Origin of the sequence: Halopseudomonas sp. (assembly GCF_036960865.1) — a bacterium.
Lineage (GTDB): Bacteria > Pseudomonadota > Gammaproteobacteria > Pseudomonadales > Pseudomonadaceae > Halopseudomonas.
Window position 1 is genome coordinate 243,923 of sequence record NZ_JBALWE010000004.1, and the last position, 25,444, is coordinate 269,366.

A 25,444-nucleotide genomic window follows, 5' to 3' on the forward strand; every position below is an offset into this window, starting at 1 on the left:
TCAACACTGCTACATTGATAAATGGATTTTCTGTATCTCGTCGGAGCGACTGTGTGTCTTTGATAGCCTTGGTTGAGGAAGACATTCCATTGGGCAAGGCCTTGCCCTGGAATGTCGTTGATGCGGACGGCAAGGTGCTGTTTCCGCACGGTCACGTAATCGACAACAAGCCGTTATTGGGTCAACTGCTCAAGCTGGGACTGTTCCGTTCCGCGCCGCAGCAGGAAGCCCCAGCAGCGCCCGCAGCGGCCGCGGCCAGCGATGGTCAGATATCCAGCCTGGCGCAGATACAACTCGCGCCTGGCGATCTGGTGCAGCTGCAGACCCTGCACCCCACGCATGCCGAGCGCTATCAGGTGCGCATGATCGGTTTTAATGCGCCGGTCAGCCTGCTAGTTACGGCACCGACGCAGCAAGGCAAATTGGTGTTTGTGAAGGAAGGTCAGCAGTTTCTGGTACGCGGTTTTGTCGGCAAGGATGCGGTGGCTTACAAAACCCGGGTATTGAAGTCCAACCTGTCACCTTTTCCCTATCTGCATCTAGCCTACCCCGACAGCGTGCAGTCGATGCGGATCCGCAGTTCGGCCCGGGTCTCGGTCGATCTGGTGACTGCCGTCAGCCGCGCCGACGGCGGCCAGGGATCGGCACGCATGACCGATATGAGTGTCGGCGGCGCGCGCATGCTGTCGCCCAAGCCCTTTGCCCAGAAGGAAGAAGAGGTCAAGTTGTCGTTCCGTATCAATCCGGCCGGGCTGGATGTCTACCTGACCATCAATGCCAAGGTGCGCGCTGTCAGCAATGATGAAACCCAAGAGGGGAAGATTGCCACTGGGGTGGAGTTTGTTGACATCAGCGAGCAGGATCGCCTTTATCTCACCAATATGGTCTATCAGAACCTGCTCAAGGATAACCTGTGAAGCCGCGGCTTTACTGGCTGGCGACTGCGCTGCTGGCCTGGCCGCTGCTCAGCCCGGCTACGCCAGCGCAGCAGCTTACCCTGGGTGGCAAAGCGTTTCAGTTCAGTGTCGCAGCGGACCCGGAAACGCGCCGCCAAGGCCTTATGGGGCAGGAACTGGCGCCGCAGACCGGCATGCTGTTCGACTTCCCGGCGGGTACGCGTCCGGCGATCTGGATGTACAACATGCAGATCAGCCTGGATCTGTTGTTCGTCGATTCCGACGGGCGCATTCAGCATGTGTTCGCCGAGGTTCCGCCGTGCCGGCAAAAGCCCTGCAATATCTATCAGGCCAGTGAGCCGCTGCGCTACGTGCTGGAGGTGCCAGCGGGTACCGCTAAGACCCTGGGCATCGAGCCGGGCGACCAACTGGATATGAGCCGTCTTCCGCTGTCTGCGCCGACGAACTGACTAGGGCGCTGGCTGCGCCTGCCAGACCCCGTTGCTGACTTTCTCACAGTAGGCTTTCAAAACCGGCGCATCACCGGCGTCGCTGTAATAGTGAATCGACTGCTGATAGCCAACCCCCTCCGTGTGTGCGCCTGTACAGCTACCATAGGCGCCTTCCGGGCAGGCCTCGATCATGCTGATGGCGAAAGTCCGGTCGGGTATGTTTGGATGGCAAAAGTTGTTTGAAAACAGCTGTTTGGGAATGGTCATGTTCTGCTGGCACATGCGGATTGGCACCTGTTGATCGGTTGATTCGATCAAGCAGGCTTCAGCCCAGGCGGATGAATTGACCAGCAGTAGAGCCAGCGCAGGTAACAGGTAAGCGAATCGGGGCATGTAAGGCGGCGTCGGTGAACGGATCAGAGCTTACCTTACTGGCTCAGTGTAGCTGCCCGCAAGCCCTGCTCCAGAGCGCTTAACTGAGTACTGTCGGAGATGATCAATTCAATCCGGTTGTCCTGACGCCAAGGGCTGTCTGTCCACGCCATGGCGGCCTCAGGCAGCAGATTGAAGGCCTTCCAGCCCTGATCGGTGTTGACTATGCCCTTGGCACGTTGCCAACGGGCGTCTTGCAGCCAGCTCTGCAGCATCGCCAGACTGAATTGCTGCTTTGGCGACATGCGCCATCCCAATGAGTAGGGTGCTCGCTGCAACTGGTGCGCGCAGCGCCAATGCGCGGGATTCGGCCAAAGGTCAGGCAGTGCGGGAGCGTCCGCAGCGTTAGGCAGCTCCAGTGTGGCAGCCTGCGCAAGGTTTTGCGGTACGGCCTGCCATTCCAGCTCACCTTGCGAGGTAAACACCACCTTGGCTGTAACTGGTAGCTGTTGCTGCAGGTGGTGCCGGGTGTTCACGTCCAACCCTTCTGCCTTGTTGCACAGCAGCAGGCCGGCCAGCGGTAGTGCCTGCTGCTGCGTTTCGGCCAGCGCCTGCCCTGCTTGCAGGCTGGCGGCATCCAGCACCATCATCAGGGGCTGCAAGGCAAGCACGCCGCGCCAGGGCGGCTCAGCCAATTGCTTTAGCAGGGCCGCGGGGTGGCCGAGGCCGGAGGCTTCAATAAACACCCGGCTCGGCTTCGCCTTGCGCAGCAGGCGGCCCAGGCCGACCTGGAATGGCAGGCCATTGACGCAGCACAGGCAGCCACCAGGAATCTCGCTCAGGGTAACGCCGTCCACAGCGCTAGCGCCCAGCAAAGCCATGTCGAGCCCCAGCTGGCCAAACTCGTTGATCAGCAGGGCCCAGTGCTCATTAGCCGGGCGCTGGCGCAACAGGCTTTGCAGTAGCGAGGTTTTGCCGGCCCCCAGGGGGCCACCGATCAGATGGGTGGGTATCTGCTTCAGCATGGGTGGCAGGTTTTGATGGTCACGGATGGTTCCACGTGGAACCTTTTGCTATTGATCATAACCTTTTGATAAACAAGGTTAATGTATGCGGTGGATAGTGGCGCTGCGCGGCGATGCGTCGTCCGCACGTGGCGAGCCCTCCGGGAACGGGTGCGGTGCCAGCTCCAGATGCAGCAACTGTTGGCCATGCAGGTCGATGTAACCGTCGTAACGATGCTCGCCGGTGACGGTGAATTCAAAGGCATAACGGCGCACCAGGCCCGGCCGACCGTGACGGTTGCGCGCCAGGCGTACGCCGCACAGCGCAATACTTTCATCCAGCAGCTGCACGTCGCTGCGCTTGCACTCGTGGCGCACCAGCTGCATGGCACGGTCTCGCAGCCCCAGATTGCGTAATAGCCACCAGCCGATCAGGATGAGCAGCATCAGTAGCGCGACGTGGCCTAGATTGAACACCGAAAAGATCCTCTATTCACTTACGCGATGGCCGCCAGTATGCCATGTATTGACGGTGCTCGACGCCCTCAGGTGTCGCCTTGCCAGGTGCGTATGCAGTTGCGTCCTGCCGCCTTGGCGGCATACAGCGCCTGGTCGGCGTGCTTGAGCAGGGTGTCGGCGGTGTCGTCGTGGCTCAGCTCTGCAACGCCCGTGCTGTAACTCAACTGATAGCGTTGCTGCAGGTAGGCGCAGGGTTGGTGGCTCACACTGGCGTGCAGGCGCTGAAGTAAGGTATGCGCCTCGCCCAGGCTGGTGTGCGGTAACAGCAGGACAAACTCCTCACCGCCAAAACGGGCAAAGACGTCGGTGCTGCGCGCCTGTTGTTGGCACTGACGGGCGAACTGCAGCAAAGCCTGGTCGCCACCCAAATGGCCCAGGCGGTCGTTGAGCTGTTTGAAGTGATCCAGATCCAGCATGGCCAAACACAGGGGCGTTCCGTGCCGTTTGGCTCGCGCCATTTCCTGCAACAGCTGTTCGTGGAAGGCGCGGCGATTGAGTACGCTGGTCAGCGGGTCACGGGTGGCCAGTTCCTGCAGCTGGTCCGCCAGCAGGTGGCTGCGGGCGAGTACGCGTTGGGTCGTCATCAAGGTGCAGCCGACAAACCCCATCACCAGTGCCGGAATGGCGAAATTATAGGGTAGTAGATAACTGAATGACTGGTACGGCTGCACATAGGGTTGGTCGTGCCACCAGTCGTGGTAGCCGAGATACCCGCGCAGCAGGGTGACCAGAGAGTAAATCACCAGACTTATGCCGACCAGCCATTGCGCCGGGCGGGTTTGCGGATCCTGACGATTACGCAGTAGCAACCAGACTGCTTGCGCCGGCAGCAAGCCGGCGATGCTGGAATATACGCCCATGAGGAAATCGGAATTACCCTCAAACAGCCAATAGTGGGTATTCACCAACGCCATCAGGCCGGCACTGGCGGGTACTGTCCACCAGGGCAGAGGACGTCCCATGAAACGGAAAATACCCAATAAAAACAACGCTTCGCCTGCCAGTTGCGCTGCATTTCCCAGCACATTGAGCACCGGGCTGTGGGTAATGATAAAGCCGATAAACAGGCCAATCCCGGCAATCAGTGACCAACTGCCGGCCATCCAGAAGCCGGGACCCTGTTCACCTGGCACCATAAAACGCAATGCCGTGGCGCTGATCGCAACAGCCAGCAGCAGGCAAATGCCGAGTAACATCGGAGAAAAGTACAGCACACCCATAGGTCAGGCCAGCGTCCGTTTGGCGTTTGACAGGGAGTATATAGCCTGTGACGGGGGAAGTGGTTACGGCTCAGCGCGCGGGGTGGGCCAGCTGCATTTCCAGCACGCGTATGCAGCTGGGGCTGGGGTAGTGCCAGCGCACGTTCAGGTCCCAGAAGCGCGCGCCATACTCGCGGCCGGGCTCGGGCTGCTGGTAGGCGGGTTTGGGATCCTGCGCCAGGCATTGCTCGATCAAGGCTATGAGGTCGTGCTGCAGGCGCGTGCCATGATGGCGCGCCTGTTCCAGCGCGGGGGCCGACCACTCGACGGTGATGGCCGGCGGCGGTGTGGGGGCCAGCTCGTTGCGCGCGTCGGGAAGGCTGTCGGCGTAGGGTACATAGGGTTTGATATCCAATATCGGGGTGCCGTCGAGCAGATCTATACCGGATAACAACAGCTTGCCCTCGGCGATACCCTCAAGCTTGACCACCGATTGTCCCAGTGGATTGGGACGATGGGTCGCACGGCTGGCGAACACGCCAATGCGGCGGTTACCGCCCAGCCGTGGCGGTCTGACGCGCAGGTGCTTGGGGCCGCTGTCGGCGGCATGGAACACGAACAGGAGCCACAGGTGGCTGACCTGCTCCAAGCCTTCCAGCGCTTGGGCTTGATTGTAGGGCGCGAATAGCTCGAGCGTGGCGGTAGCGGCAGGCGCCAATTGCGGTTGCCGCGGAATGGCAAACTTCTCGCTGAAGCACGAGTGAACGACGCCAATGGGCTCGAAGCTGTAGCTCACCTCAGACACCCGACAGCGGTGGAATCGCATCAGGGCGGTCAGCAGTGACCAGATGACTACAGTCGGCGACGTCAATGATCTGCAGATTCTCGGCTTGTTGTGCGCTGGCGCGCATGGCTGCGACCTGCAGCACCCGGTCCTTTGAGGGGACCAGAATGGCGCCGTACTTCACGTGCTGATAGATATCGCTGCCGGTGCTGTCCATCCACTTCGCCAGATCATCCATATTGGTTACGAAGGTATGGCCGAAGCGCGGATTGAACGGCAGCGCCATGATCAGTTCGCGTTTGCGCGGATTGTCCAGGGGACCAAAGAGCTTAGCGTTGGCCGGGCTGATGGGCTGTTGCTGCCAGGCAAATAGATAAAAGGGCGCGAACCAGCGCGCCAGTGGCGGCACGGGCTTGTAGGGCTTGCCCTGCGGTAGCACCGGTGCCTCCAGAATAACCTCAACCTGCTCGAACAGGTCGGGGCGTTGACGGGCAGCCTCCAGGGTCACCGCGCCGCCGCGCGAGTGGCCGTGTACACGCACGCGGCTGCCGGTGGCCAAGTGCTCCAGCGCCTGATTGAGTACGCCGGCATCGTAGGCGATGGTGCCTGGGCGCCCAGCCGGCGGCTTGATCCAGTCGGCCTGGGTGAAGCGGGGCTGGTTGACCGGCAAGTGGTAGTCAGCGCTGGTCAGCATGATCAGCTGCAGCTCAGGGTTGCTGTAGTACTCGGTGAAATACAGGAAGTTCTCGACGAAGCCGTGCATCACGATAACGCTGCCGGCGGGCGCATCTTTACGGCTCCGCGCGACCACGGCCGAGCCGATCTGATACAGCTCGCCGGTATAGTCGATGGCCTGTTTCTGCGGAGATTCGCGCCGCAGTAACCAGCGGCGCAGGCTGGTGACGATGAGCAGCAGCAGACCGATCAGGCCAATCACAAATTGCATTGAGTTCAGCTCCGATAAAGATGATGACAGTTCGACAGCATAACGGATTGCCTTAGGGGAATGTGCCACCCGGCTGGGCGATTGTGTAACGGCAAATGGACAACCGGCCTAGCCTGTTCAAGGCCCGTCGTAGAGCGTTACCTGTGCGGCTTTCAGCTGATAGCTGGCATCGGCCAGAGCGTTGCTGGTCTGGGCGACCTGTAGCAGACCCTCGACCAGAAGCGGCTGGTATATGTCGCTCAGATCTATCCCGGCCGGGTAGTCGACCAGAATAATCTGGTTTGGTGGGGGCGGGGGTACATGGATGCAGGCGCCAGCGTAGGGCACCAGAAAGAACTGGGTATAGCGGCCGCTGGCATCGCTCTCGATCGGCACCGGGTAGCCACCGATGCTGATCTGCTGTTGATCCATGGAGGCCACCACTCGGGTGGAATACATCACTTCGGGCAGGCTTTTGTTGTCCTGACGCAAGCTGGTGGTGAAATCACCGTTGGCGTCCGGGCCGTTGCCATGATCCAGCTCGGGCATGTCGAGCATCGCCTGGTAGTCTTCCGCCGGCAGCAGGTCGAGCCAGTCGACCTCGCGGGCCTCGCCGGCGCTGACCAGCGTAGGCAGCGTCAGTAGACACGAAAAGAAGCAGGGCAGCAGGCGTTTCAGCAGCATGGGTGTATTCCACGGCGGGTGAGCAGGGTGAGACCGACGCAGTCTGCGGCGGTTCCTGTCGACGCGCAAGCGGCCGGGGCTATTCAGCCCAGCGTTCCTTGATTTCGACAATAGCGTCCAGGCTGTCGAGAAAGCAGTCTACTAGCTGCGGGTCGAAGTGCTTGCCGCGCTCACTGCGGATCAGGTCCACCGCTTTTTCGACCGGCCAGGCTGCTTTGTAGGGCCGCTGGCTGGTCAGGGCATCGAACACGTCGGCAATGGCCACGATGCGGCCTTCTACCGGTATGTCTTCACCCGCCAGGCCCTTGGGATAACCTGTGCCGTCCCATTTCTCATGGTGTGAGAGTGCGATGCGGCGGGCCATCTGCAGCAAGCTGGCATCATGCTCGCCAATGATTTGCGCGCCGATTTCCGGATGCTCGCGCATGATCTGCCACTCCTGCGCATCCAGTTTGCCCGGCTTCTGCAGCACCGCATCGGGAATGCCGATCTTGCCGACATCGTGCATGGGGGCGGCGTGCAGGATCTCATCGGCATCTTCCTCGCTGAAACCGGCGGCCAGGGCGATAATGCGCGAGAAGTGGCTCATGCGGATCACATGCAAGCCGGTTTCGTTGTCCTTGTATTCGGCGGCCATGCCCAGACACTGCACTATGTTCAACCGGGTCTCGCGCAGCACGTCGGCACGTACCAGTGACAGGTGTGTGCGCACCCGCGCGCGCACAATCGGGCTGCTGACCGGTTTGCTGATGTAGTCCACGGCGCCCAGCTCAAAACCCCGAATCTCGTCTTCCACGTTGCTCAGGGCGGTGACGAAGATCACCGGGATGCTGTCAGTCAACGGGTTGGCCTTGAGCTGTTCGCACACCTGATAACCGGTCATGCCCGGCATCATCACATCGAGCAGGATCAGATCGGGCCGTTCGGTGCCGGCCAACTCCAGGGCACGTTCACCGTCGCGGGCAAACAGCAGGCGATAGTCGTCTTGCAGAATGTGTCGCAGCACGTGCAGGTTGGAGGGCTCGTCATCGACCAGCAGCAGCGTACGGCGGGTATCTTTCAGGGGCATGGCATCAGTCTTCGTTCGGGGGCGCGCTCAGCTCGGCTTCAAGCTGTTGCACGGCCAGGACAAAATCAAAATCGTTGAGCGCCTGTTGCACCAGATCCAGGCGTTCAGGGGCAATCAGGCCCTCCAGCTGCAGCAGACGCTGCTCATTCATCTCGCCGCGCTTCAACCCGGCAATCAGGCTGCTCAGCCACTGGCTGCGCTGCTGCCGTTGTGCGCTGGTGAGTGTCAACGCGGGGGCGTTGACGGCGACGCCGTCCGTGGGCAGGGCGGCCAGGGCCGCCTGCAGGGCATCGTGCAACACCTGCACGGCGGGAATCAGGCTGCTGGCGGCCTGGTGCGGTAGTCGCTGCTCCAGCTCAATCACCAGGCGTTCTACCCGTTGCAGCCCCAGGTTGGCGGCGCTGCCGCGCAGGCGATGCAGGAGGGCAGCTGCGGGTGCGTTCTGGCCTTCCTTCAACAGCACGGCCAACTGTTCGGCGGCCTGCTGATTACTCTGCAAAAAGTGGCGCAGAGCCTGCTCAAGCGCACTGCGATTGCCCCAGCGTTGCTCCGCGTCAGTCCAGTTGATGGGCCCGCTGCTGCTGGTCGCAACCTCGCGCTCGGGTGCGGTGGCGGCCACCTCATCGAGTCGCAGCACCCGGAGGATTTCCCGCTGCAGCGCCCGCCGGTCGACCGGCTTGGAGGCAAAACCATCCATGCCGGCGGCCTTGGCGGCTTGTCGGTCCTTGTCCAGTACGCTGGCGGTTAGCGCTATGATGGGCGTGGGTGTCCGTCCCAGATTGGTTTCGTAACGGCGAATGATGCGCGCTGCTTCGAGGCCGTTCACCTCGGGCATTTGCATGTCCATCAAGATCAGGTCGAATGCTTGCATCGGTGATGCGTTCAAAGGCGCTCATACCGTTCTGCGCGCTGACCACGTGGTGCCCCTCGGACTGCAGCATGACTTCCATCAGACGGATATTGTCGGCAACGTCGTCGGCTACCAGGATTTTAAGCGGTGGCAGGTTGACGCCTGTGCTGGTGCGGACCTTGCCGAGGGCCTGGGCGGGCGCCAGCGGCACCAGCACGGAAAAACAGGAGCCGTGTCCCGGTTCGCTCTCAACGCTGATATGGCCCCCCATGAGCTCAACCAACTGGCGGGCGATAGTGGTGCCCAGCCCGGTGCCGCCAAAACGGCGGCTCATCGAGGCATCAGCCTGGGCGAAGGGCTCGAAGATATGGCGCAGGCGTTGCGCATCGATGCCGATGCCGGTATCGCGCAGCCGGATGCAGATGCCGGCATCGGCCTGGCTGACCTGCAGGTCGACCTGACCCTTGAGGGTGAATTTGATCGCATTGCCCAGCAGGTTGGTCAGCACTTGGCGCAGGCGCAGGGCGTCGCCGCTGTAATGGTGCTGCGGCAACTGGTAGTCGAAGTTCAGCTGCAGGCCCTTGTGCGAGGCTTCCAGACGAAACACATCGAGCAGCTGCTGGCACAGATCAAATAGCGAGAAGGCCTGGTTCTCCAGCTGCACGGCGCCTTTTTCCAGCTTGGCGGTATCGAGAATGTCATTCAGCAGCCCCAGCAGTGAGCGGGCGGCGTTGTGCACGGTTTTCACGTGCTGTTGTTGCGCTGCGGGCAACTGGCTGTCGTGCAGCAATACCTCGCTGAAGCCGATGATGGCGTTCATCGGGGTACGAATTTCGTGGCTCATGTTGGCCAGAAAGGCGCCTTTGGACTCGGCCGCCTGCTCGGCGCGCTCCTTGGCTTCCAGCAGATCCACCTCCATGCGTCGTCGCTCGCTCAGGTCGGTGGCCAGCATCACCACCTTGCGGGGCTTGCCGTCGGCGTCGAGGATCGGGTTGTAGTAAGCCTGAATGTGAATGGTGTGGCCTTCGAAGTGGCGCAGGCTGAACTCGCCCGTGACGTACTCACCGTTGCGCAGCCGTTGCCACAGGCGATGGTCGTCGTCCGCCGGTTCGAACAGCAAGGTATGGTGCGCGCCAAGCAGGCTTGATCTGGGATAGCCGCTGAGTGCCAGGAAGGACGCGTTGATCGACAGAATGCGCGCGTCCAGGCTCAATTCCAGCATCCCCTGGGCGCGGCTGATGGCATGCACTATGCCCTCGAACTCAGCGTTGCGCAGTTTGCTTTCGGTGACGTCGATCATGACGCCGTCGATCCACTGCGGGGTGCCCTGTTCGTCAAAGATGCCGCTGGCGCTCTCAGCCACCCAGCGCTCGCCGCCGTCACGATGACGAATGCGGTACTCCACGCTGTACTTTTCCCGGCGCTCGAGCGCTGCCATGACCTCGTCATAGCAGCGCTGCTCATCGTCCGGGTGGATCAGTTCGGCAAAACTCTTGCGGCCGCCGACGAAATGCTCGGCCGGCCAGCCGCACAGCGCGGTTACCGCTTCGCTGATAAACAGCATGGGCCAGTCGTCGCGCGGCAGACAGCGAAAGGAAACACCGGGTATGTTGGCAATCAGCGAACTGTACTGCTGCTCTCTTTCGCGCAACTCCTGCTCAAGCGCAGCGCGCTCGCTGATATACGCGGTGAAACCGACCAGCAGTGCGGCGCCGTTGACCTTGGTCTGGCCCAGTGCCAGACGTACCGGAAAGGTGCTGCCGTCACGCCGCTGCCCCATCAGCTCGGTGATGCTGTCGAGCGCTTGCGGCTTCTTTCCCGACACATAATCCTGCAGAAAGCGCCGGTGGTTTTCGTGGGTATCCGGTGGCATCAGGCTGCGTATGCTGCGGCCAATGATCTCCGCCGCCGGCCAGCCAAACATCCGCTCGGCCGAGCGGCTGAAGTCCTTGATGATGCCTTGCTCATCGGTGGTGACGATGCCGTCGATGGCGGTATCGATGATGGCGCGAATCTTCGACTCGCGCGCGCGCAGCTGCTGGTAGAGCTGGCTGAAACGCACAATGCCGTTGACCACGCCAACCAGCCCGCCCAGCACCAAGGCGGTGAGCGCGATAATCAACCCCAGGGTCAGATGCTGGCCGTAATCTGGCCGGTAGTCGCTCGGTGCAACGCCGATGAAGCGCGCGGCAGCCATGCCGCTGTAGTGCATGGCCGAGATGCCCAGGCCCATCACCACCGCCGCCAGCAGCAGTGCGCGTGGCGATTTCTGCGGCAGACCGAAGCGAATCCACAGCGACAGTACAGACAGGCTGATGGCAATAACGAGGGAGGTGGCGAACCAGCCGGGATCAAAGCGCAACTGCGCATCCATCCGCATGGCCAGCATGCCGCTGTAGTGCATGCAGCCGATGCCGGCGCCTACCAGCAAACCGCCGAGCAGCAGCTCGCGACGGCCCAGTTCGCGCCGCGCCAGCAGGGTCAGGGCGACCAGGGAGGCGGCCATGGCGGGCAGAATCGACAGCACCGTGATGGCCGGGTCGTAAGACACCGGCGTACCGATGTCATGCGCCAGCATGCCGATGAAGTGCATGGCCCAGATGCCGCCGCCCAGCGCAGCAGCGCCGCTGACCAGCGCGCCGTTGCGCGTGGAATGGGTGCTCGCCTCGCGGGCCAGTCCGGCCACCTGCAGCGCCAGCCAGGACGCGGCAATGGCGATGGCGACCGACAGCACCATCAGTGAGTGATGGTGGTGGCCGTGCAGCAATGGGCCGGGGTTCAGCTCGGCGTGGTAAAACCAGGACCCTGTCAGCAAGGGCTACTCCCGCTCCGTGCGGTGGCTCGCTGGCGAGCGACTGCGTTCGTGTCTCGGAATTAATGGGAAATTGAAGGCACATTGTCATCATAGAACGCGTGGCCCAGCCTGCCTAGCAGGTGAGTGGGACGGTCCGGTGGAAATCACGGCCGGTCAACGGCGTTCGGCCCAGCACTGTCAGCGTCTGCTCAACGGCTGTGGGCCTTACAGGTTATCGGCGCTGTCCAGATCGGCTTGAGTACCGCTCAGCAGTTGCCGCCAATGCTGACGAATGGTCCGCAACGACTGCTCCCCCCCCAGCTGGCCACGGAACAGCAGCACACTGCCCAGCACCGTCGAGTACTGAATCAGCGCCATGGCCCGCGCGGTACCCGGCGCCACCAGCGGAGCCAACAGGTCGGCGCTCTGCTCGACCCGCGCGTTATCGACTCGGGCGACCACCTGCCGGGCGTAGTCGTCGCGCTGGGCGTAATCGCGAATGGCGAATTCCACCTTCATGCGTTTGAACTCCACGGCAGGGCCTTCGAACATCAGCTTGAGCACGCGGTCGACCTCCTGCTCCGGCGTCAGCGCCGGATTCTGGCCCGGCTGCCAGTAGCGTAGTCCTTTCATGCGCAACGCCTGCCACTGGTCGAGAAACAGGTGGATAAAGCTGCCAAGATCGTCGAAATGCCAATAAAAGCTGCCGCGCGTCACCTTCAGGCGTTTGGCCAGGGGCAACACCCGTAGCTGATCAAAACCGCCTTCGAGAATGGCCTCGGTGGCGGCATTGAACCAGTCCTGCTGGCTGAGCACGGCACGACCGGTAGGGCGGCCGCGGGGCTTGGGTTTGCTGGTGACGGGCATGGCAACTGTCTCGTTGAAGCGCGAAGCCGGCATTATAAGTCAGACGAAGGCGGCGTCATATCGCTTTCCATACACAGTTGACAATACACATGTGTATTGAGATTTTGATTGCCAGGACGCCCCCAGTCGGGCGATTGCGAACCGAGTCAGGAGTTACGTCATGTATCAGCAAACCGAACGGGGTCTGGATCTGCAGAAGCGCGTTGCCGCCTTTATGGATGAGCACATCTTCCCCAATGAGCAGGCCTACGAAGAAGAAATCCGCGCCAACGAAAAGGCCGGCAATGCCTACACCACCGTCAAGCTGATGGAGGAGCTCAAGGCCAAGGCGCGTGCCGAAGGTCTGTGGAACCTGTTTCTGCCGGAGGCCGAGCACGGTCCGGGGCTGACCAACATGGAATACGCACCCTTGGCCGAGCTGATGGGGCGGGTGCCGGGTATGTGGGCGTCGGAAGTCTTCAACTGTGGCGCGCCGGACACCGGCAACATGGAAGTGCTGGCGCGCTACGGCAGTAAGGAGCAGCAGGAGCGTTGGCTCACGCCGCTGCTCAATGGCGAAATTCGCTCGGCTTTCGCCATGACCGAGCCGCTGGTGGCCTCCTCTGACGCGACCAATATCGAAACCCGTATCGAACGTGATGGCGACGAGTACGTCATCAATGGCCGCAAGTGGTACATCTCGGGCGCCGCCAACGAGCGCTGTGAAATCATGGTGGTGATGGGCAAGAGCGATCCCGAGCACCCCAGCCGTCACCAGCAGCAGTCGATGATTCTGGTACCGATGAATACCCCCGGTGTGACTGTGCTGCGCGATATGGGCTGTTACGGCTACATGGACCCGCCTTACGGCCACCCGGAAATTGTCTTTGATAACGTGCGGGTGCCGGCCAGCAACATGCTGCTGGGCGAGGGCAGGGGCTTCGAGATCGCCCAGGGCCGTCTGGGGCCAGGCCGCATTCACCACTGCATGCGCGTGATCGGCCAGGCCGAACGTGCGCTGGCGCTGATGTGCGAGCGTTTGAGCAAGCGCGTAGCCTTCCACAAGCCTTTGTCGGAGCAGGGTGTCTGGCGTGAGCGTATTGCCGAGTCGCGGATCATGATCGACCAGGCGCGCTTCCTGGTGATGAACGCGGCCTATCTGATGGATACCGTGGGCAACAAGGTAGCGGCCAAGCAGATTGCGATGATCAAGGTGGCGGCGCCGAACATGGCCTGCCAGGTGATCGACTGGGCGATTCAGGCGCACGGTGCCGGTGGTTTCTCCTCCGACTTCCCGCTGGCGCAGCTTTACGTCTACGCGCGTCACCTGCGCACCGCGGATGGCCCGGATGAGGTGCATCGCAATGCCATCGCCAAGGCGGAGCTTAAGCGTTTCTTGTGATGTGCTGAGCGGCAGGCAGCCCTGCGGCACCACTCGGTGCTGCGGGGCTGATCGTTCCCACGCTCTGCGTGGGAACGCTGGCGAGGACGCTCCGCGTCCGTTTTTGAGTTGCATTGCCGGAAGGAGTGTCTTCTGGCGAGACGTTTTTCGCCTTGGCGATCCCCCGCGGCACCCGGCTACGCGGCCCTGCGGGTTCGCTGCGTTGCTCGAACGACCGGAGGTGCTCGCAAACTCGGCGCTGCGCACCTCAGACATCGCGAGCACCTTTTTCCCGGTAGTTCTGCGCTACTCACCCGCGTAGACGGGACCTTGGTTCGTGCATTCTGAGAGTTTGGTTAATTCCGGGAAACCAAAAAGGCGCAACACAGCTGTGTTGCGCCTTTTTCATTGCGCAGCTTTGATCAATCCTTGATCAGCGCCTCAACGTCAGCAATCCGCGTTTTCAGCGTTGCCATATCAGCGCAGCGCAGCGTGGCGTGGCCTACTTTGCGGCCAGCCTTGAAGGCTTTGCCGTAGTGGTGCAGATGGCACTGCTCGATGGCCGTGACGGCCTCGACGGAGGGAACTTCACCGATAAAATTCAGCATCGCGCTTTCACCCGCCTTGGCGGTCGAGCCCAGCGGCAGGCCGGCGATGGCGCGCAGGTGGTTCTCGAACTGGCTGCACTCGCTGCCTTCGATGGTCCAGTGCCCGGAGTTGTGCACGCGTGGCGCGATCTCATTCGCCTTTAGGCCGCCGTCCACTTCAAAGAACTCGAATGCCATCACGCCAACGTAATCCAGCTGATCCAGTACCTTGCCGACGTAGGCCTCGGCCTGGGCTTGCAGCGGGTGCGCGGTACTGGCCACCGAGAGTTTGAGGATGCCGTTTTCGTGGGTGTTGTGCACCAGCGGGTAGAAGCGGGTTTCGCCATCGCGAGCGCGGACGGCGATCAGCGAGACTTCACCGGTGAAGGGCACGAAGCCTTCCAGAATGCAGGGCACGCTGCCCAGCTCGGCAAAGGCGCCAGCCACGTCTTCGGGCGCGCGCAGGACTTTCTGGCCCTTGCCGTCGTAGCCCAGGGTGCGGGTTTTCATGACGGCGGGCAGCCCAATGGCGGCAACGGCGGCGTCCAGATCGCTTTGCGACTGGATGTCAGCAAACTCTGGCGTGGGTATGCCGATGTCGCGGAACATCGTCTTCTCGAACCAGCGATCGCGGGCAATGCGCAAGGCTTCGGCATTGGGGTAAACCGGTACGAACTGCGCCAGAAAGGCGACGGTGTCGGCCGGTACGCTTTCAAACTCGAAGGTGACGACATCGACGTTTTCAGCTAGCTGGCGCAGCGCATCCTGATCGTTGTAGTCCGCCAGAATATGCTCGCCCAGGGCCTGCGCGCAGGCATCCGGGGCGGGGTCGAGGAACACGAACTGCTGGCCCAGCGGAGTGCCGGCCAGAGCGAGCATGCGGCCCAGTTGACCGCCACCGATTACACCGATTTTCATGATCGCTTCCTCAGGCCTGACGCGGGTCGGCGTTGTTCAGTACGTTCTCGGTCTGCTGCGCGCGGAAATCCTGCAGCGCCTGGCTGAACTCGGGGTGCTTGCCGCCAAGGATGCTGGCTGACAAGAGCGCCGCGTTAACCGCGCCGGCTTTGCCGATCGCCAGGGTGGCCACCGGCACGCCGGCGGGCATCTGCACGATGGAGAGCAGTGAGTCGACACCGGAGAGCATGGACGACTGCACCGGCACGCCGAGTACCGGCAGGTGCGTCTTGGCGGCGCACATGCCCGGCAGGTGGGCGGCGCCGCCGGCCCCGGCGATGATCACTTCAATGCCCTTGCCAGCCGCTTCTTCGGCGTACTGGAACAGCAGGTCGGGAGTGCGGTGGGCGGAGACCACCTTCACTTCGTAGGGAATGCCCAGTTGATCCAGCATATCGGCCGTATGGCTCAGGGTGGACCAGTCGGACTTGGAGCCCATGATCACGCCAACCAGTGCGCTCATCTGTTTTGTGCCTCGCTCAGTGTTGCCGCCCGCAGACGGTAAAAACCAACAAGCCACGGCAGAGACCTGTCGTGGCTTGGAGAACACAGTGCGGGTGCTGCAGAGAGCGGCCCGCGCTGCAAAATAGAATCAAGCGGCGAAGTATAACCCGATTGCGGGCAATACAGAATGCTGTATTGCCCGTGGTCTCAGCGCTTGGCGGTGACCGGGTAACGCGCCTTGGGGGTGGCCATGGGCAGCGGGCCGTCGCCGATCTGACGGAATTCGTTGGCTTCCGAGTCGTAGGCGCGGATGTGTGCGGTTTCGATGTCGTATACCCAGCCGTGGATGAACAACTCGCCACGGGCCAGGCGCGAGGCGACCGAGGGGTGCGTTGCCAGATGCTGCAGCTGGGCGATCACGTTCTCTTCGGTCATCATGCCGAGCTGCTCTTCCTGGCAGCTGCAGTTGTCCTCGACCACGATCTTGGCTACTTCAGCGTGGCGCAGCCAGGCCTTGACCGTGGGTAGCGAGTCGAGGGTGGCGGGGTTGAGTACCGCTTTCATCGCGCCGCAGTCGGAGTGACCGCAAATGATGATGTGCTGCACATTCAGCGCGAGTACAGCGAACTCGATGGCGGTGGACACGCCACCCATCATCTGGCCGTAGGGCGGTACCACGTTGCCGACGTTACGCGAGACGAACAGATCGCCCGGCGCGCTTTGGGTGATCAACTCGGGCGCGACGCGCGAGTCGGCGCAGGTGATGAACATGGCGCGCGGAATCTGCTCGTGCGCCAATTGTTTGAACAGCTCCTGCTGGGTGGGATACACCTCATTGCGGAAGCGGTTGAAGCCATCGACGATCTGCTTGAGGGCCTCGTCGGCTGTTTCGTTGCGTCTGGAGTCGTTGTTCATATCGCAGTCTCAATCATCAGGTTTGTACTGTTGGGATAGACGATTGCTGGGTCCCATACGACACCGGCGCCTGAGGGCGCCGGTGCAGTTATTTGTCAGCGGGTGTTTCCACCCGCTGGCGGCACCGGCTCAGGCTTCGATTTCGATCAGAATGTCGCCGGGCGTCACGCGATCACCCTTGGCGACGTTGACCGCTTTCACGGTGCCGGCGATGGCGGCCTGAATCTCGCTTTCCATCTTCATCGCTTCGCTGACCAGCACAGCCTGACCGGCCTTGACGCTGTCACCCACGGCAACCAGTACGTCGACCACGTTGCCGGGCATGCTGGTCGTTACGTGGCCGGGCTCGCTGGCCTGCTTGCGCTTGCCGCTACCCTCGCCCACAAAGGCGTTCAATGGCTCGAATACGGCCTCTTCCGGCATGCCGTCCAGGCTCAGGTAGAAGTGGCGCTTGCCATCGCCCTTGACGCCCACGCCGGTGATGTCGACGCGGTAGGACTCACCGTGCACGTCGATGATGAACTCGGTCGGGACACCTTCGCTGCTGGCAGCCGGAGAGCCGCCTTCGCCGGGCGGTGGCAGCAGTTCTTCCGGTTTCAGCGTGCCGGCTTCGCGCTCTTCGAGGAACTTGCGGCCAATGTCCGGGAACATGGCGTAGGTCAGCACGTCTTCTTCGGTCTTGGCCAGTTCGCCGACTTCACCGCGCAGGCGGTCCATCTCCGGTTTGAGCAGATCGGCCGGACGTACGTCGATCACTTCTTCACCTCCGATGGCCTGACGTTGCAGCTTCTGGTTGATCTTGCCGGGCGCCTGGCCGTAGCGACCTTGCAGATACAGCTTCACCTCGTTGGTGATGGTCTTGTAGCGCTCGCCGGCCAGCACGTTGAACACCGCCTGGGTGCCGACGATCTGCGAAGTCGGGGTGACCAGCGGCGGGAAGCCGAGGTCCTCACGCACCCGCGGAATCTCTGCGAACACGTCCTGAATGCGGTCCAGCGCGCCTTGCTCTTTCAGCTGATTGGCCAGGTTCGACATCATGCCGCCGGGTACCTGGTTGACCTGTACGCGGGTATCCACGCCGGTGAAGTCACTCTCGTACTGGTGGTACTTCTTGCGCACGGCGTGGAAGTACATGCCGATTTCTTGCAGCAACTCCAGATCCAGACCGGTATCGAATTCGGTGCCCTTGAGCGCGGCAACCATGGACTCGGTGCCCGGGTGGCTGGTGCCCCAGGCCATGGACGAGATGGCGGTGTCGATATGGTCGGCGCCGTTCTCGATGGCTTTGAGCTGACACATGGAGGCCAGGCCCGCGGTATCGTGCGAGTGAATGAATACGGGTAGATCCAGTTCGGCTTTCAGCGCCTTGACCAATTCGCCGGTGGCGAAGGGGGTCAGCAAGCCGGCCATGTCTTTGATGGCGATGGAGTCCACGCCCATATCGGCCATGGCCTGGGCCTGCTTCACGAATGCCTCGACCGTGTGCACCGGACTGGTGGTGTAGGCGATGGTGCCCTGGGCGTGCTTGCCGGCGGCCTTGACGGCCTCGATGGCGACCTTGAGGTTGCGCACGTCATTCATGGCATCAAAGATGCGGAACACATCGATGCCGTTTTCGGCCGCCTTGGCGACAAAGGCGCGGACCACGTCGTCGCTGTAGTGGCGGTAGCCAAGCAGGTTCTGGCCACGCAGCAGCATCTGCAGGCGGGTGTTGGGCAGCGCGGCGCGCAGTTGGCGCAAGCGCTCCCAGGGGTCTTCCTTGAGGAAGCGCACGCAGGCGTCGAAGGTGGCGCCGCCCCAGACTTCCAGCGACCAGTAGCCCACCTGATCCAGCTTGCCGCAGATCGGCAGCATGTCTTCGGTGCGCAGGCGGGTGGCCAGCAGCGATTGGTGGGCATCGCGCAGGATGGTGTCGGTTACGGTGATTTTGCGTGTAGTGCTCATTCTTTGTTCCTCATCAGCTGCAAGCTTCAAGCGTCAGGCTTGCCGCTAGGGTCATAGTCCGGCGTGCGCAGCAATCGCGGTAGCGATGGCCAGGGCCAATTCTTCGGGTTTGCGTTTTACCGAGTAGTTCAGCAGTTCCGGGTGTGCTTCGACAAAGCTGGTATTGAACACGCCGCTGCGGAATTCCTCGTTGCGCAGAATTTCCTGGTAGTAGGGCGTGGTGGTTTTCACCCCTTGCAGGCGCATGTCGTCCAGCGCGCGCAGACCGCGGTCCATGGCCTCTTCCCAACTCAGCGCCCAGACAATCAGTTTCAGGCACATGGAGTCGTAGTTCGGCGGAATGGTGTAACCGGTGTAGATCGCCGTATCCACGCGCACGCCGGGGCCGCCAGGGGCGTAATAGCGGGTGATCTTGCCGAAGGAGGGGAAGAAGTTGTTCTTCGGGTCTTCAGCGTTGATGCGGAACTGGATGGCAAAGCCCTGGTGCTGGATGTCTTCCTGCTTGATCGACAGCGGCAGGCCGGAGGCAATACGGATCTGCTCACGCACGATATCGATGCCGGTAATCTGCTCGGTAATGGTGTGCTCGACCTGTACCCGGGTATTCATTTCCATGAAGTACACCTCGCCTTCGGCGAGCAGAAACTCCACGGTGCCGGCGTTCTCGTACCCCACCGCCTGCGCCGCCTTTACCGCCAGGTCGCCGATGTAGGCGCGCTGCTCTGGGGTCAGTTGTGGGCTGGGGGCAATTTCGATCAGCTTCTGGTTGCGCCGCTGGATCGAGCAGTCGCGCTCAAACAGGTGCACGGTATTGCCATGACTGTCGGCCAGGATCTGCGCCTCGATGTGCTTGGGATTGACGATGCACTTCTCGAGGAAAATATCGGCCGAGCCAAAGGCCTTGGTCGCTTCGGAGATTACCCGGGGCCAGGCTTGCTCCAGCTCGGCCTTGTCGTTACAGCGACGAATTCCGCGCCCGCCACCACCGGAGGTGGCCTTGAGCATCACCGGGTAACCCACACGCTCGGCTTCGCGCAGCGCCTCGGCCAGGTCGGCCAGGTTGTCTTCGGTGCCGGGGGTTACTGGCACGCCGGCGGCGATCATGCTGCGGCGGGCCTGAGTCTTGTCACCCATGCGGGTAATCACATCGCCGGACGGACCAATGAACTTGATCCCGCGTTCGGCGCAGACGTTGGCCAGCTCGGCGTTTTCGGACAGGAAACCGTACCCGGGATGCAGCGCATCACAGCCGGTCTCGACCGCCAGGTTCACCAGCTGGCGTGGATTCAGATAGCCGGCCAGCGGATCGCTGCCGACGTTGTAGGACTCGTCGGCCCGCTTCACGTGCAGGGCATAGCGGTCGGCGTCGGTATAGATCGCGACCGAAGTGATGCCCATCTCGGCACAGGCGCGAACGATGCGAACCGCAATTTCACCACGGTTGGCAATCAGGATTTTCTTGATCACGTACGCGTTCCTCGTGTGGGTGATCGAGTGGAGCCTCGAAAGCGTTGCGTATCCCCGCGCCGGTGCGTGGCCGGCGGGCGATACATTGCAAAATATTTCTTTGCTTACCCTAGGTGGCTGGTCTGCACATGTGAAATGAATAATATTTGGCTTATCTATAAGTAATTGCTTATGGATAAGCTATAAGCCATCATTTCTGCCGGTTGGCGTGCTTTCGCTGCGCCGGTAAAAGTACCCATTCAGGTTAGACCATATGCGTAAATCCCTGCTGCGAATGACCCTGCGCCAGCTGCAGGTGTTTCGTGCCGTGTGCGCCAGCCGTTCCTACAGCCGCGCGGCGGAAGCGATGTCGCTGACCCAGCCGGCGGTCAGTCTGCAGATTCGCCAGCTGGAGGAGCAGGTGGGGCTGCCGCTGTTCGAGTATGTGGGGCGCAAGCTCTATCTGACCGAAGCCGCCGAATCCCTGCTGGCGGCCAGTGGCGACATCTTCGATCGCCTGGACAGCCTCGAGATGAATCTCTCCAGCCTGCAGGGCAGCTTGCGTGGCGAGCTGCGCCTAGCGGCGGCGAGCAGCATTCAGTACGTCTTGCCGCACCTGCTGGCGGCCTTTCGGCAACGCTTCCCGGAGATCAGTTTTCACGTCGAGGTAGCCAGCCGCGCGCAAATCATCCAGCGGCTGGCAGACAACCGTGACGACCTGGTGCTCATGGGGCTGGTGCCGGCTGATCGCGCGCTGGAGTTCTTTCCTTTCCTGAACAATCCGATAGTCGCCGTAGCGGCGCCGGATCATCCGTTGGCGGGCCAGCAGCAGCTGCCGCTATCGCGGCTGGAGGCGAGCATGGTGTTGCAACGCGAGGCGGGCTCCGGCATTCGCAAGGCGTGCGACGAGTTTCTGCAGCTCAAGCGGGTGCACCTGCAGCAGACCATGCAGCTGGGCTCGACCGAGGCGCTGGTGCAGGGCGCCATTGCCGGACTGGGCGTCGCGCTGGTGCCGGGCCATGCGGCTGCACCCTATATTCGGCATGGCGAACTGGTCTGCCTTAACGTGGTGGAGCTGCCGCTGATGCGCAGCTGGTGCGCGGTGCATGCGCGCGGCAAGCGCCTCAGTCCGGTGGCCGAGGCCTTTTTGGCATTCCTGCGTGAGGAGCGGGCGCTGATCCGCCAGCTCGCCGCGCCTTTTGAGCCGCCGCTGCCTCAGTAAAGACGCTGGCTGCGGTGGTGGTCGGTCTGGCCGAGCAGTTCCGGGAAGTCGCAGAAGGTCGCCTGCAGGCTCTGGCTCTCGCGGTAATCTTCGATGGCGCGGCGGTAGGCCATGCGCCGCTTGTCTTCCTGGCGGCGCCGTTCGCGGCGCTGGTTGTTAGCCGAGCTGCTGTCACTGAGGTAGTCTGGATCAAAGGCCATGGGGCTTTCTCCCGCGTCACTGAGTTTGGGGCAACGGCCCCATGATGCAGACTGCGGGATGACGCGATGATGACAGGCGATGACCGCCTGTCGTGAACCTGGAGGGCAGCGCATGTTCGAGCTGGACCGGCATCTGGCACAAGACATAGTTGACCGTGCCATGGCAATCCTGCCTTACAACGTCAACGTGATGGACCGTCAGGGGCTGATCATCGGCAGCGGCGACAGCAGCCGGCTGGATACCCGTCACGAAGGCGCGCAGCTGGTGCTGGCCAACCAGCGGGTGGTCGCGCTGGACGAGCAGGCCGCGGCCTGTCTGCAGGGCGTCAAGCCGGGTATCAACCTGCCGTTGTTGCACACCGGACGGCTGGTCGGTGTGCTGGGCATTACCGGTGACCCCGAGCAGGTGCGGCCCTTTGCCGAGCTGCTGCGCATGACCGCCGAGATGCTGGTCGAGCAGCGTGTGTTGCAGGCCGAGCAACACTGGCGCGGGCAGCAACAGGAGGCCTGGCTGGTGAACCTGCTGGATCGCAAATACGCGGTCGAGAACCTTACCGAAGACGCCGAACGCCTGCGCATGCGCTGGGTCTGGCCGCTGCAACCCTGTCTGATCTGCCTGTCGGCCGAGACCGATCACCAGCACGCTCAGGGGCAATTGGTGACGCAGATGCGCGCCCGCCATCCGGCCGATATTATCCTGCCGCTGGGCCTGCACGATGTGCTGTGGTTGCGCAGCGGCAAAGCGCACGCGCCAAAGCAGAGCTGGCTGGAGCAGGTCGACAAGCGCGAATGGCCCGTGGGCCGGCTGTTGATCGCGGAGCCGGTGGTCAGCCTGGCCGATCTGCGCGAGGCCAGCGAGGCGCTACTGGGTCTGCGTGATTACGCTCAGGATCTGCGCCTGTCCGAACGGCTGATCCGCCTGGCCGATTACCGGCTGGCGGTGCTGCTGCACCACCTGCAACCCTCCTGGACTGTTCATCAGTTGCTGGCGCCATTGGAGCCGCTGCGCCAGGCTGACGGCAACGGCCAGCTGCTGCACACCCTGCGCGTGTGGCTGGCGCATAACGGCCACGCGCAGAGCTGCGCCGCGGCGCTGGCGATTCATCGCAACAGCCTGCGGTACCGCCTTGAGCGCATCGCCGAGATCACCGGACTGAACCTGGATGCGATGCCGCACCGGGTGTTGTTGAGCATCGGCTTGTCGTTGTTGCCCGAGCAATAGCCTGCGGTTCTTATTGGGCGAATGCCTATATCGGTTGGTCTAATTAGTCTTTTTTATTGTGCACACGCATAGGGTAATTGCCGCTCAGCTGGGCAACAATGTTCGCTTGGCTGCGGCAGTTTGCTGCCGGCAGCGCTATAACCCATTACGGCACACACAATAAAAAGGAGTTCAGTCATGGGTCTGGTCCTGATTCTCGTCGCCCTGATCGCGTTTATCGTCCTCGCGACCGCGCGCCTCAAGTTGCATCCCTTTCTTGCCTTGCTCGCCGCTGCGCTGTTGGCCGGCTTTGCCTATCAAGTGCCGACCATGGAGATCGTCAAGACGATCACCGGTGGTTTTGGCGGCATCCTCGGTTACATCGGCATCGTGATTGTGCTGGGCACCATCATCGGTGTGATCCTGGAGCGCAGTGGCGCCGCCATCACCATGGCCGAGACGGTCATCAAGTTGCTCGGCGAACGCTTCCCGACGCTGACCATGTCGATCATCGGCTATCTGGTGTCGATTCCGGTGTTCTGCGACTCTGGTTACGTGATCCTCAACTCGCTGAAGAACGCGCTGGCGGCGCGCATGAAGATCTCGGTGATCGCCATGAGCGTGGCCCTGGCGACCGGTCTGTATGCCTCGCACACCTTTGTGCCGCCGACCCCTGGCCCGATTGCCGCCGCCGGTAACCTGGGGCTGGAAAACAACCTCGGGCTGGTGATTCTGGTTGGCCTGGTGGTCTCCATGGTGACCGCGCTGGCCGGTATGTTGTGGGCCAACCGTTTTATCGGCAAGGACATTGAACTGGTCGATAATGGCACCCACGTGATGGATAGCGAAGACTACGAGCAGATCCGCGCCAAGTACGGTGTGCTGCCCAGTGCCACCAAGGCCTTTGCGCCGATTTTCCTGCCGATTGGCCTGATCTGCCTGGGCACGCTGGCCAACCTGCCGGCCAAGCCGGTGGGCGAGGGCGTGGTGTTTACCGTGCTGGCCTTTCTTGGGCAGCCCGTGGTGGCGCTGGCCGTCGGTCTCGGTTTGGCCTGCACCCTGCTGCGTTCGGACAACAGGCGTGAGGAGTTTCACGAGCGCGTGGTTGAAGGCATTCAGGCCGCCGCGCCCATTCTGCTGATTACCGGTGCTGGCGGTGCCTTTGGCGCGATGCTGAAAATCACGCCGCTGGGTGACTACCTGGGTGCGACGCTGTCGGCGTTGGGTATTGGCATCTTCATGCCCTTTATCGTCTCGGCCGCGCTCAAGTCTGCGCAGGGCTCTACCACGGTTGCCCTGGTCACTACCTCTGCCCTGGTGGCACCCCTGCTGGGCCAGCTGGGTCTCGACAGTGAAATGGGTCGGGTGCTCTGCGTCATGGCCATTGGCGCGGGTGCCATGACGGTGTCGCACGCCAACGACAGCTTCTTCTGGGTGGTGACCCAGTTCAGCCGCATGAGTGTTGGCACGGCCTACAAAGCACAGACCATGGGCACCCTGATGCAAGGCATTGCCGGCATTATCACCGTGTGGCTGCTGAGTCTGGTACTGCTCTGATGAAACTGGTTATCGCCCCTGACTCCTTCAAGGAAAGCCTCAGCGCCGGCGCTGTGGCCGAAGCCATTGCTACCGGCTGGGCGCGGGTGTATCCCGACGCCGAGCTGCTGCTCTGCCCGATGGCTGACGGCGGCGAAGGTACGGTGGATGCGGTACTCGCCGTGACCGCCGGCGAGCGTCGTGAATGCAAGGTGCAGGGCCCGCTAGGCGCACCGGTGTTGGCGCACTGGGGCTGGCTGCCGGGGCAGCAAGCGATGATCGAAATGGCGTCTGCCAGCGGTTTGCACCTGGTGGCGGCGCAGCAACGCGATGTGCTGCGGGCCAGTAGCTTTGGTACCGGCGAGCTGATTCGTGCAGCGCTGGATGCCGGTGCCCGGCGGCTGGTGCTGGGCCTCGGTGGCAGTGCGACCAACGATGGCGGTGCAGGTTTGCTGCACGCCCTGGGTGTGCGCTTTCTGGGTGCCGATGGTAACGAGCTGCAGCCCGGCGGCGCTGCGCTGCAGCAACTGCAGCACATTGACCTGACCGGGCTGGATACGCGCCTGGCCCGGCTGGAGGTGATGGTCGCAGCCGACGTGGACAACCCGCTGTGCGGCCCCAAGGGCGCCTCAGCGATCTTTGGCCCGCAGAAGGGCGCCAGTGCGCAGCAAGTGGCGCAGCTGGATCAGGCGCTGGCGCACTTTGCCGATGTGATGAGCGCCACCCTGGGCGAGGATGTGCGGCATTTTCCGGGCGTGGGTGCCGCCGGCGGCCTGGGTTTTGCCGCCAAGGCGGTGCTCAAGGCGCAGTTCCGCCCCGGCGTAGAGCTGGTGGCCGAGCTGTGCGGCCTGGCCGAGATGCTGCAGGGCGCGGATCTGGTGATTACCGGTGAAGGGCGCCTCGACGGTCAAAGCCTGCATGGCAAGACACCGGTCGGTGTAGCGCGGTTGGCGCGCAGCGCCGGCGTCCCTGTGATTGCTCTGGCGGGTAGCCTGGGGGAGGGGTATCAACGGCTTTATGCCGAAGGTATCGCTGCCGCGTTCAGTCTGGCGCCCGGTCCGCTGACGCTGGAACAGGCCATGGATGAGGCTGCTGCCCAGCTCACCGCGCGGGCCGCCGACCTGGCTCGATTGTGGCAGATTGCGGGTAACGCGAGCCCACTGCCTGCGCAATGAGAACACCCTTTTCGCATCAGCCGGATGGTTGCTGCGAGGACG

The 25,444-nt window shown here is 62.3% G+C and carries 23 protein-coding genes and 2 pseudogenes; 7 read left to right on the forward strand and 18 right to left on the reverse strand.

Annotated elements, in window-relative coordinates; translation table 11 throughout:
- The first annotated feature begins 53 nt into the window (after positions 1 to 53).
- Together V7747_RS07505 and V7747_RS07510 are read left to right on the forward strand one after the other, a co-directional pair.
- A complete protein-coding gene (locus V7747_RS07505) occupies positions 54 to 917 on the forward strand; it encodes a flagellar brake protein (protein ID WP_335615428.1) in 864 nt (287 codons plus the stop codon).
- A complete protein-coding gene (locus V7747_RS07510; protein ID WP_335615429.1) occupies positions 914 to 1,366 on the forward strand; it encodes a DUF192 domain-containing protein in 453 nt (150 codons plus the stop codon). Before V7747_RS07505 ends, V7747_RS07510 begins: the two co-directional genes overlap by 4 nt.
- Here V7747_RS07510 and V7747_RS07515 read toward each other — a convergent pair whose 3' ends face one another.
- From V7747_RS07515 to V7747_RS07565, 12 genes and pseudogenes are all read right to left on the reverse strand, one after another.
- The gene (locus tag V7747_RS07515) at positions 1,367 to 1,741 is read right to left on the reverse strand and encodes an NADH:ubiquinone oxidoreductase (protein WP_335615430.1); all 375 of its coding nucleotides are present in this window, start codon (positions 1,739 to 1,741) and stop codon (positions 1,367 to 1,369) included.
- Positions 1,742 to 1,776: 35 nt separating this feature from the next.
- Positions 1,777 to 2,745, reverse strand: coding sequence for a CobW family GTP-binding protein (locus tag V7747_RS07520; protein WP_335615431.1), 969 nt, complete (start codon positions 2,743 to 2,745; stop codon positions 1,777 to 1,779).
- Between the two features lie 78 nt (positions 2,746 to 2,823).
- Positions 2,824 to 3,201, reverse strand: a complete 378-nt coding sequence (locus tag V7747_RS07525; RefSeq protein WP_335615432.1) for a DUF3301 domain-containing protein — start codon at positions 3,199 to 3,201, stop codon at positions 2,824 to 2,826.
- A 68-nt stretch (positions 3,202 to 3,269) separates the two neighbouring features.
- The gene (locus V7747_RS07530; RefSeq protein WP_335615433.1) at positions 3,270 to 4,457 is read right to left on the reverse strand and encodes a GGDEF domain-containing protein; all 1,188 of its coding nucleotides are present in this window, start codon (positions 4,455 to 4,457) and stop codon (positions 3,270 to 3,272) included.
- A gap of 76 nt (positions 4,458 to 4,533) precedes the next feature.
- Positions 4,534 to 5,238, reverse strand: a complete 705-nt coding sequence (gene tsaA / locus V7747_RS07535) for a tRNA (N6-threonylcarbamoyladenosine(37)-N6)-methyltransferase TrmO (protein ID WP_335615434.1) — start codon at positions 5,236 to 5,238, stop codon at positions 4,534 to 4,536.
- A gap of 1 nt (position 5,239) precedes the next feature.
- Entirely contained in the window at positions 5,240 to 6,172 is a 933-nt protein-coding gene (locus V7747_RS07540; RefSeq protein ID WP_335615435.1) for an alpha/beta hydrolase, read from the reverse strand.
- 117 nt (positions 6,173 to 6,289) lie between these two features.
- Positions 6,290 to 6,835 (reverse strand): DUF3299 domain-containing protein, encoded by a 546-nt coding sequence (locus V7747_RS07545; protein WP_335615436.1) that lies wholly within the window; start codon positions 6,833 to 6,835, stop codon positions 6,290 to 6,292.
- A 79-nt stretch (positions 6,836 to 6,914) separates the two neighbouring features.
- On the reverse strand, positions 6,915 to 7,904 hold the full coding sequence (locus tag V7747_RS07550) for a response regulator (RefSeq protein ID WP_335615437.1): 990 nt from the start codon (positions 7,902 to 7,904) through the stop codon (positions 6,915 to 6,917).
- A gap of 4 nt (positions 7,905 to 7,908) precedes the next feature.
- Positions 7,909 to 8,601 (reverse strand): Hpt domain-containing protein, encoded by a 693-nt coding sequence (locus tag V7747_RS07555; RefSeq protein ID WP_335615438.1) that lies wholly within the window; start codon positions 8,599 to 8,601, stop codon positions 7,909 to 7,911.
- A 9-nt stretch (positions 8,602 to 8,610) separates the two neighbouring features.
- Positions 8,611 to 8,775, reverse strand: a pseudogene (locus tag V7747_RS18605) (response regulator); the annotation flags it as partial.
- A gap of 190 nt (positions 8,776 to 8,965) precedes the next feature.
- A pseudogene (locus V7747_RS07560) lies at positions 8,966 to 11,491 on the reverse strand (PAS domain S-box protein); the annotation flags it as partial.
- Positions 11,492 to 11,773: 282 nt separating this feature from the next.
- Positions 11,774 to 12,415 carry a TetR/AcrR family transcriptional regulator gene (locus tag V7747_RS07565; protein ID WP_335615440.1) on the reverse strand — a complete coding sequence of 214 codons (642 nt, stop codon included), beginning with the start codon at positions 12,413 to 12,415 and terminating at the stop codon, positions 11,774 to 11,776.
- A gap of 160 nt (positions 12,416 to 12,575) precedes the next feature.
- On the opposite strand from V7747_RS07565, the gene V7747_RS07570 reads away from it, so the two are divergent.
- On the forward strand, positions 12,576 to 13,796 hold the full coding sequence (locus V7747_RS07570; RefSeq protein WP_335615441.1) for an acyl-CoA dehydrogenase family protein: 1,221 nt from the start codon (positions 12,576 to 12,578) through the stop codon (positions 13,794 to 13,796).
- Positions 13,797 to 14,197: 401 nt separating this feature from the next.
- Here V7747_RS07570 and V7747_RS07575 read toward each other — a convergent pair whose 3' ends face one another.
- From V7747_RS07575 to V7747_RS07595, 5 genes are all read right to left on the reverse strand, one after another.
- Positions 14,198 to 15,280, reverse strand: coding sequence for a 5-(carboxyamino)imidazole ribonucleotide synthase (locus V7747_RS07575; protein ID WP_335615442.1), 1,083 nt, complete (start codon positions 15,278 to 15,280; stop codon positions 14,198 to 14,200).
- A 10-nt stretch (positions 15,281 to 15,290) separates the two neighbouring features.
- The gene (purE, locus tag V7747_RS07580; RefSeq protein ID WP_092287050.1) at positions 15,291 to 15,782 is read right to left on the reverse strand and encodes a 5-(carboxyamino)imidazole ribonucleotide mutase; all 492 of its coding nucleotides are present in this window, start codon (positions 15,780 to 15,782) and stop codon (positions 15,291 to 15,293) included.
- Positions 15,783 to 15,970: 188 nt separating this feature from the next.
- Entirely contained in the window at positions 15,971 to 16,678 is a 708-nt protein-coding gene (locus tag V7747_RS07585; protein WP_335615443.1) for a carbonic anhydrase, read from the reverse strand.
- Positions 16,679 to 16,807: 129 nt separating this feature from the next.
- Positions 16,808 to 18,622, reverse strand: coding sequence for a sodium-extruding oxaloacetate decarboxylase subunit alpha (gene oadA / locus V7747_RS07590; RefSeq protein ID WP_335615444.1), 1,815 nt, complete (start codon positions 18,620 to 18,622; stop codon positions 16,808 to 16,810).
- 51 nt (positions 18,623 to 18,673) lie between these two features.
- A complete protein-coding gene (locus V7747_RS07595) occupies positions 18,674 to 20,089 on the reverse strand; it encodes an acetyl-CoA carboxylase biotin carboxylase subunit (protein ID WP_335615445.1) in 1,416 nt (471 codons plus the stop codon).
- A 253-nt stretch (positions 20,090 to 20,342) separates the two neighbouring features.
- Here V7747_RS07595 and V7747_RS07600 point away from each other — a divergent pair, with 253 nt between their 5' ends.
- Positions 20,343 to 21,290, forward strand: coding sequence for a LysR family transcriptional regulator (locus V7747_RS07600; RefSeq protein WP_335615446.1), 948 nt, complete (start codon positions 20,343 to 20,345; stop codon positions 21,288 to 21,290).
- Here V7747_RS07600 and V7747_RS07605 read toward each other — a convergent pair.
- Positions 21,284 to 21,490, reverse strand: coding sequence for a PA3496 family putative envelope integrity protein (locus tag V7747_RS07605; RefSeq protein ID WP_335615447.1), 207 nt, complete (start codon positions 21,488 to 21,490; stop codon positions 21,284 to 21,286). The two genes, V7747_RS07600 and V7747_RS07605, sit on opposite strands and share 7 nt — an antisense overlap.
- Before the next feature lie 112 nt (positions 21,491 to 21,602).
- On the opposite strand from V7747_RS07605, the gene V7747_RS07610 reads away from it, so the two are divergent.
- From V7747_RS07610 to V7747_RS07620, 3 genes are all read left to right on the forward strand, one after another.
- Complete coding sequence (locus tag V7747_RS07610; protein WP_335615448.1) at positions 21,603 to 22,712, forward strand: sugar diacid recognition domain-containing protein; 1,110 nt, start codon at positions 21,603 to 21,605, stop codon at positions 22,710 to 22,712.
- A gap of 177 nt (positions 22,713 to 22,889) precedes the next feature.
- Positions 22,890 to 24,248, forward strand: a complete 1,359-nt coding sequence (locus tag V7747_RS07615) for a GntP family permease (protein WP_335615449.1) — start codon at positions 22,890 to 22,892, stop codon at positions 24,246 to 24,248.
- Complete coding sequence (locus V7747_RS07620) at positions 24,248 to 25,402, forward strand: glycerate kinase (RefSeq protein WP_335615450.1); 1,155 nt, start codon at positions 24,248 to 24,250, stop codon at positions 25,400 to 25,402. Before V7747_RS07615 ends, V7747_RS07620 begins: the two co-directional genes overlap by 1 nt.
- Positions 25,403 to 25,444: the final 42 nt, after the last annotated feature.

Excerpts from the sequence above, each read along its gene's own strand:
- V7747_RS07515 (WP_335615430.1), bottom strand. The coding sequence starts at position 1,741 with ATGCCCCGATTCGCTTACCTGTTACCTGCGCTGGCTCTACTGCTGGTC.
- V7747_RS07520 (WP_335615431.1), bottom strand. The coding sequence starts at position 2,745 with ATGCTGAAGCAGATACCCACCCATCTGATCGGTGGCCCCCTGGGGGCC.
- V7747_RS07540 (WP_335615435.1), bottom strand. The coding sequence starts at position 6,172 with ATGCAATTTGTGATTGGCCTGATCGGTCTGCTGCTGCTCATCGTCACC.
- V7747_RS07545 (WP_335615436.1), bottom strand. The coding sequence starts at position 6,835 with ATGCTGCTGAAACGCCTGCTGCCCTGCTTCTTTTCGTGTCTACTGACG.
- V7747_RS07550 (WP_335615437.1), bottom strand. The coding sequence starts at position 7,904 with ATGCCCCTGAAAGATACCCGCCGTACGCTGCTGCTGGTCGATGACGAG.
- V7747_RS07555 (WP_335615438.1), bottom strand. The coding sequence starts at position 8,601 with ATGGATGGTTTTGCCTCCAAGCCGGTCGACCGGCGGGCGCTGCAGCGG.
- V7747_RS07565 (WP_335615440.1), bottom strand. The coding sequence starts at position 12,415 with ATGCCCGTCACCAGCAAACCCAAGCCCCGCGGCCGCCCTACCGGTCGT.
- V7747_RS07570 (WP_335615441.1), top strand. The coding sequence starts at position 12,576 with ATGTATCAGCAAACCGAACGGGGTCTGGATCTGCAGAAGCGCGTTGCC.
- V7747_RS07575 (WP_335615442.1), bottom strand. The coding sequence starts at position 15,280 with ATGAAAATCGGTGTAATCGGTGGCGGTCAACTGGGCCGCATGCTCGCT.
- purE (WP_092287050.1), bottom strand. The coding sequence starts at position 15,782 with ATGAGCGCACTGGTTGGCGTGATCATGGGCTCCAAGTCCGACTGGTCC.
- V7747_RS07585 (WP_335615443.1), bottom strand. The coding sequence starts at position 16,678 with ATGAACAACGACTCCAGACGCAACGAAACAGCCGACGAGGCCCTCAAG.
- oadA (WP_335615444.1), bottom strand. The coding sequence starts at position 18,622 with ATGAGCACTACACGCAAAATCACCGTAACCGACACCATCCTGCGCGAT.
- V7747_RS07600 (WP_335615446.1), top strand. The coding sequence starts at position 20,343 with ATGCGTAAATCCCTGCTGCGAATGACCCTGCGCCAGCTGCAGGTGTTT.
- V7747_RS07605 (WP_335615447.1), bottom strand. The coding sequence starts at position 21,490 with ATGGCCTTTGATCCAGACTACCTCAGTGACAGCAGCTCGGCTAACAAC.
- V7747_RS07610 (WP_335615448.1), top strand. The coding sequence starts at position 21,603 with ATGTTCGAGCTGGACCGGCATCTGGCACAAGACATAGTTGACCGTGCC.
- V7747_RS07615 (WP_335615449.1), top strand. The coding sequence starts at position 22,890 with ATGGGTCTGGTCCTGATTCTCGTCGCCCTGATCGCGTTTATCGTCCTC.
- V7747_RS07620 (WP_335615450.1), top strand. The coding sequence starts at position 24,248 with ATGAAACTGGTTATCGCCCCTGACTCCTTCAAGGAAAGCCTCAGCGCC.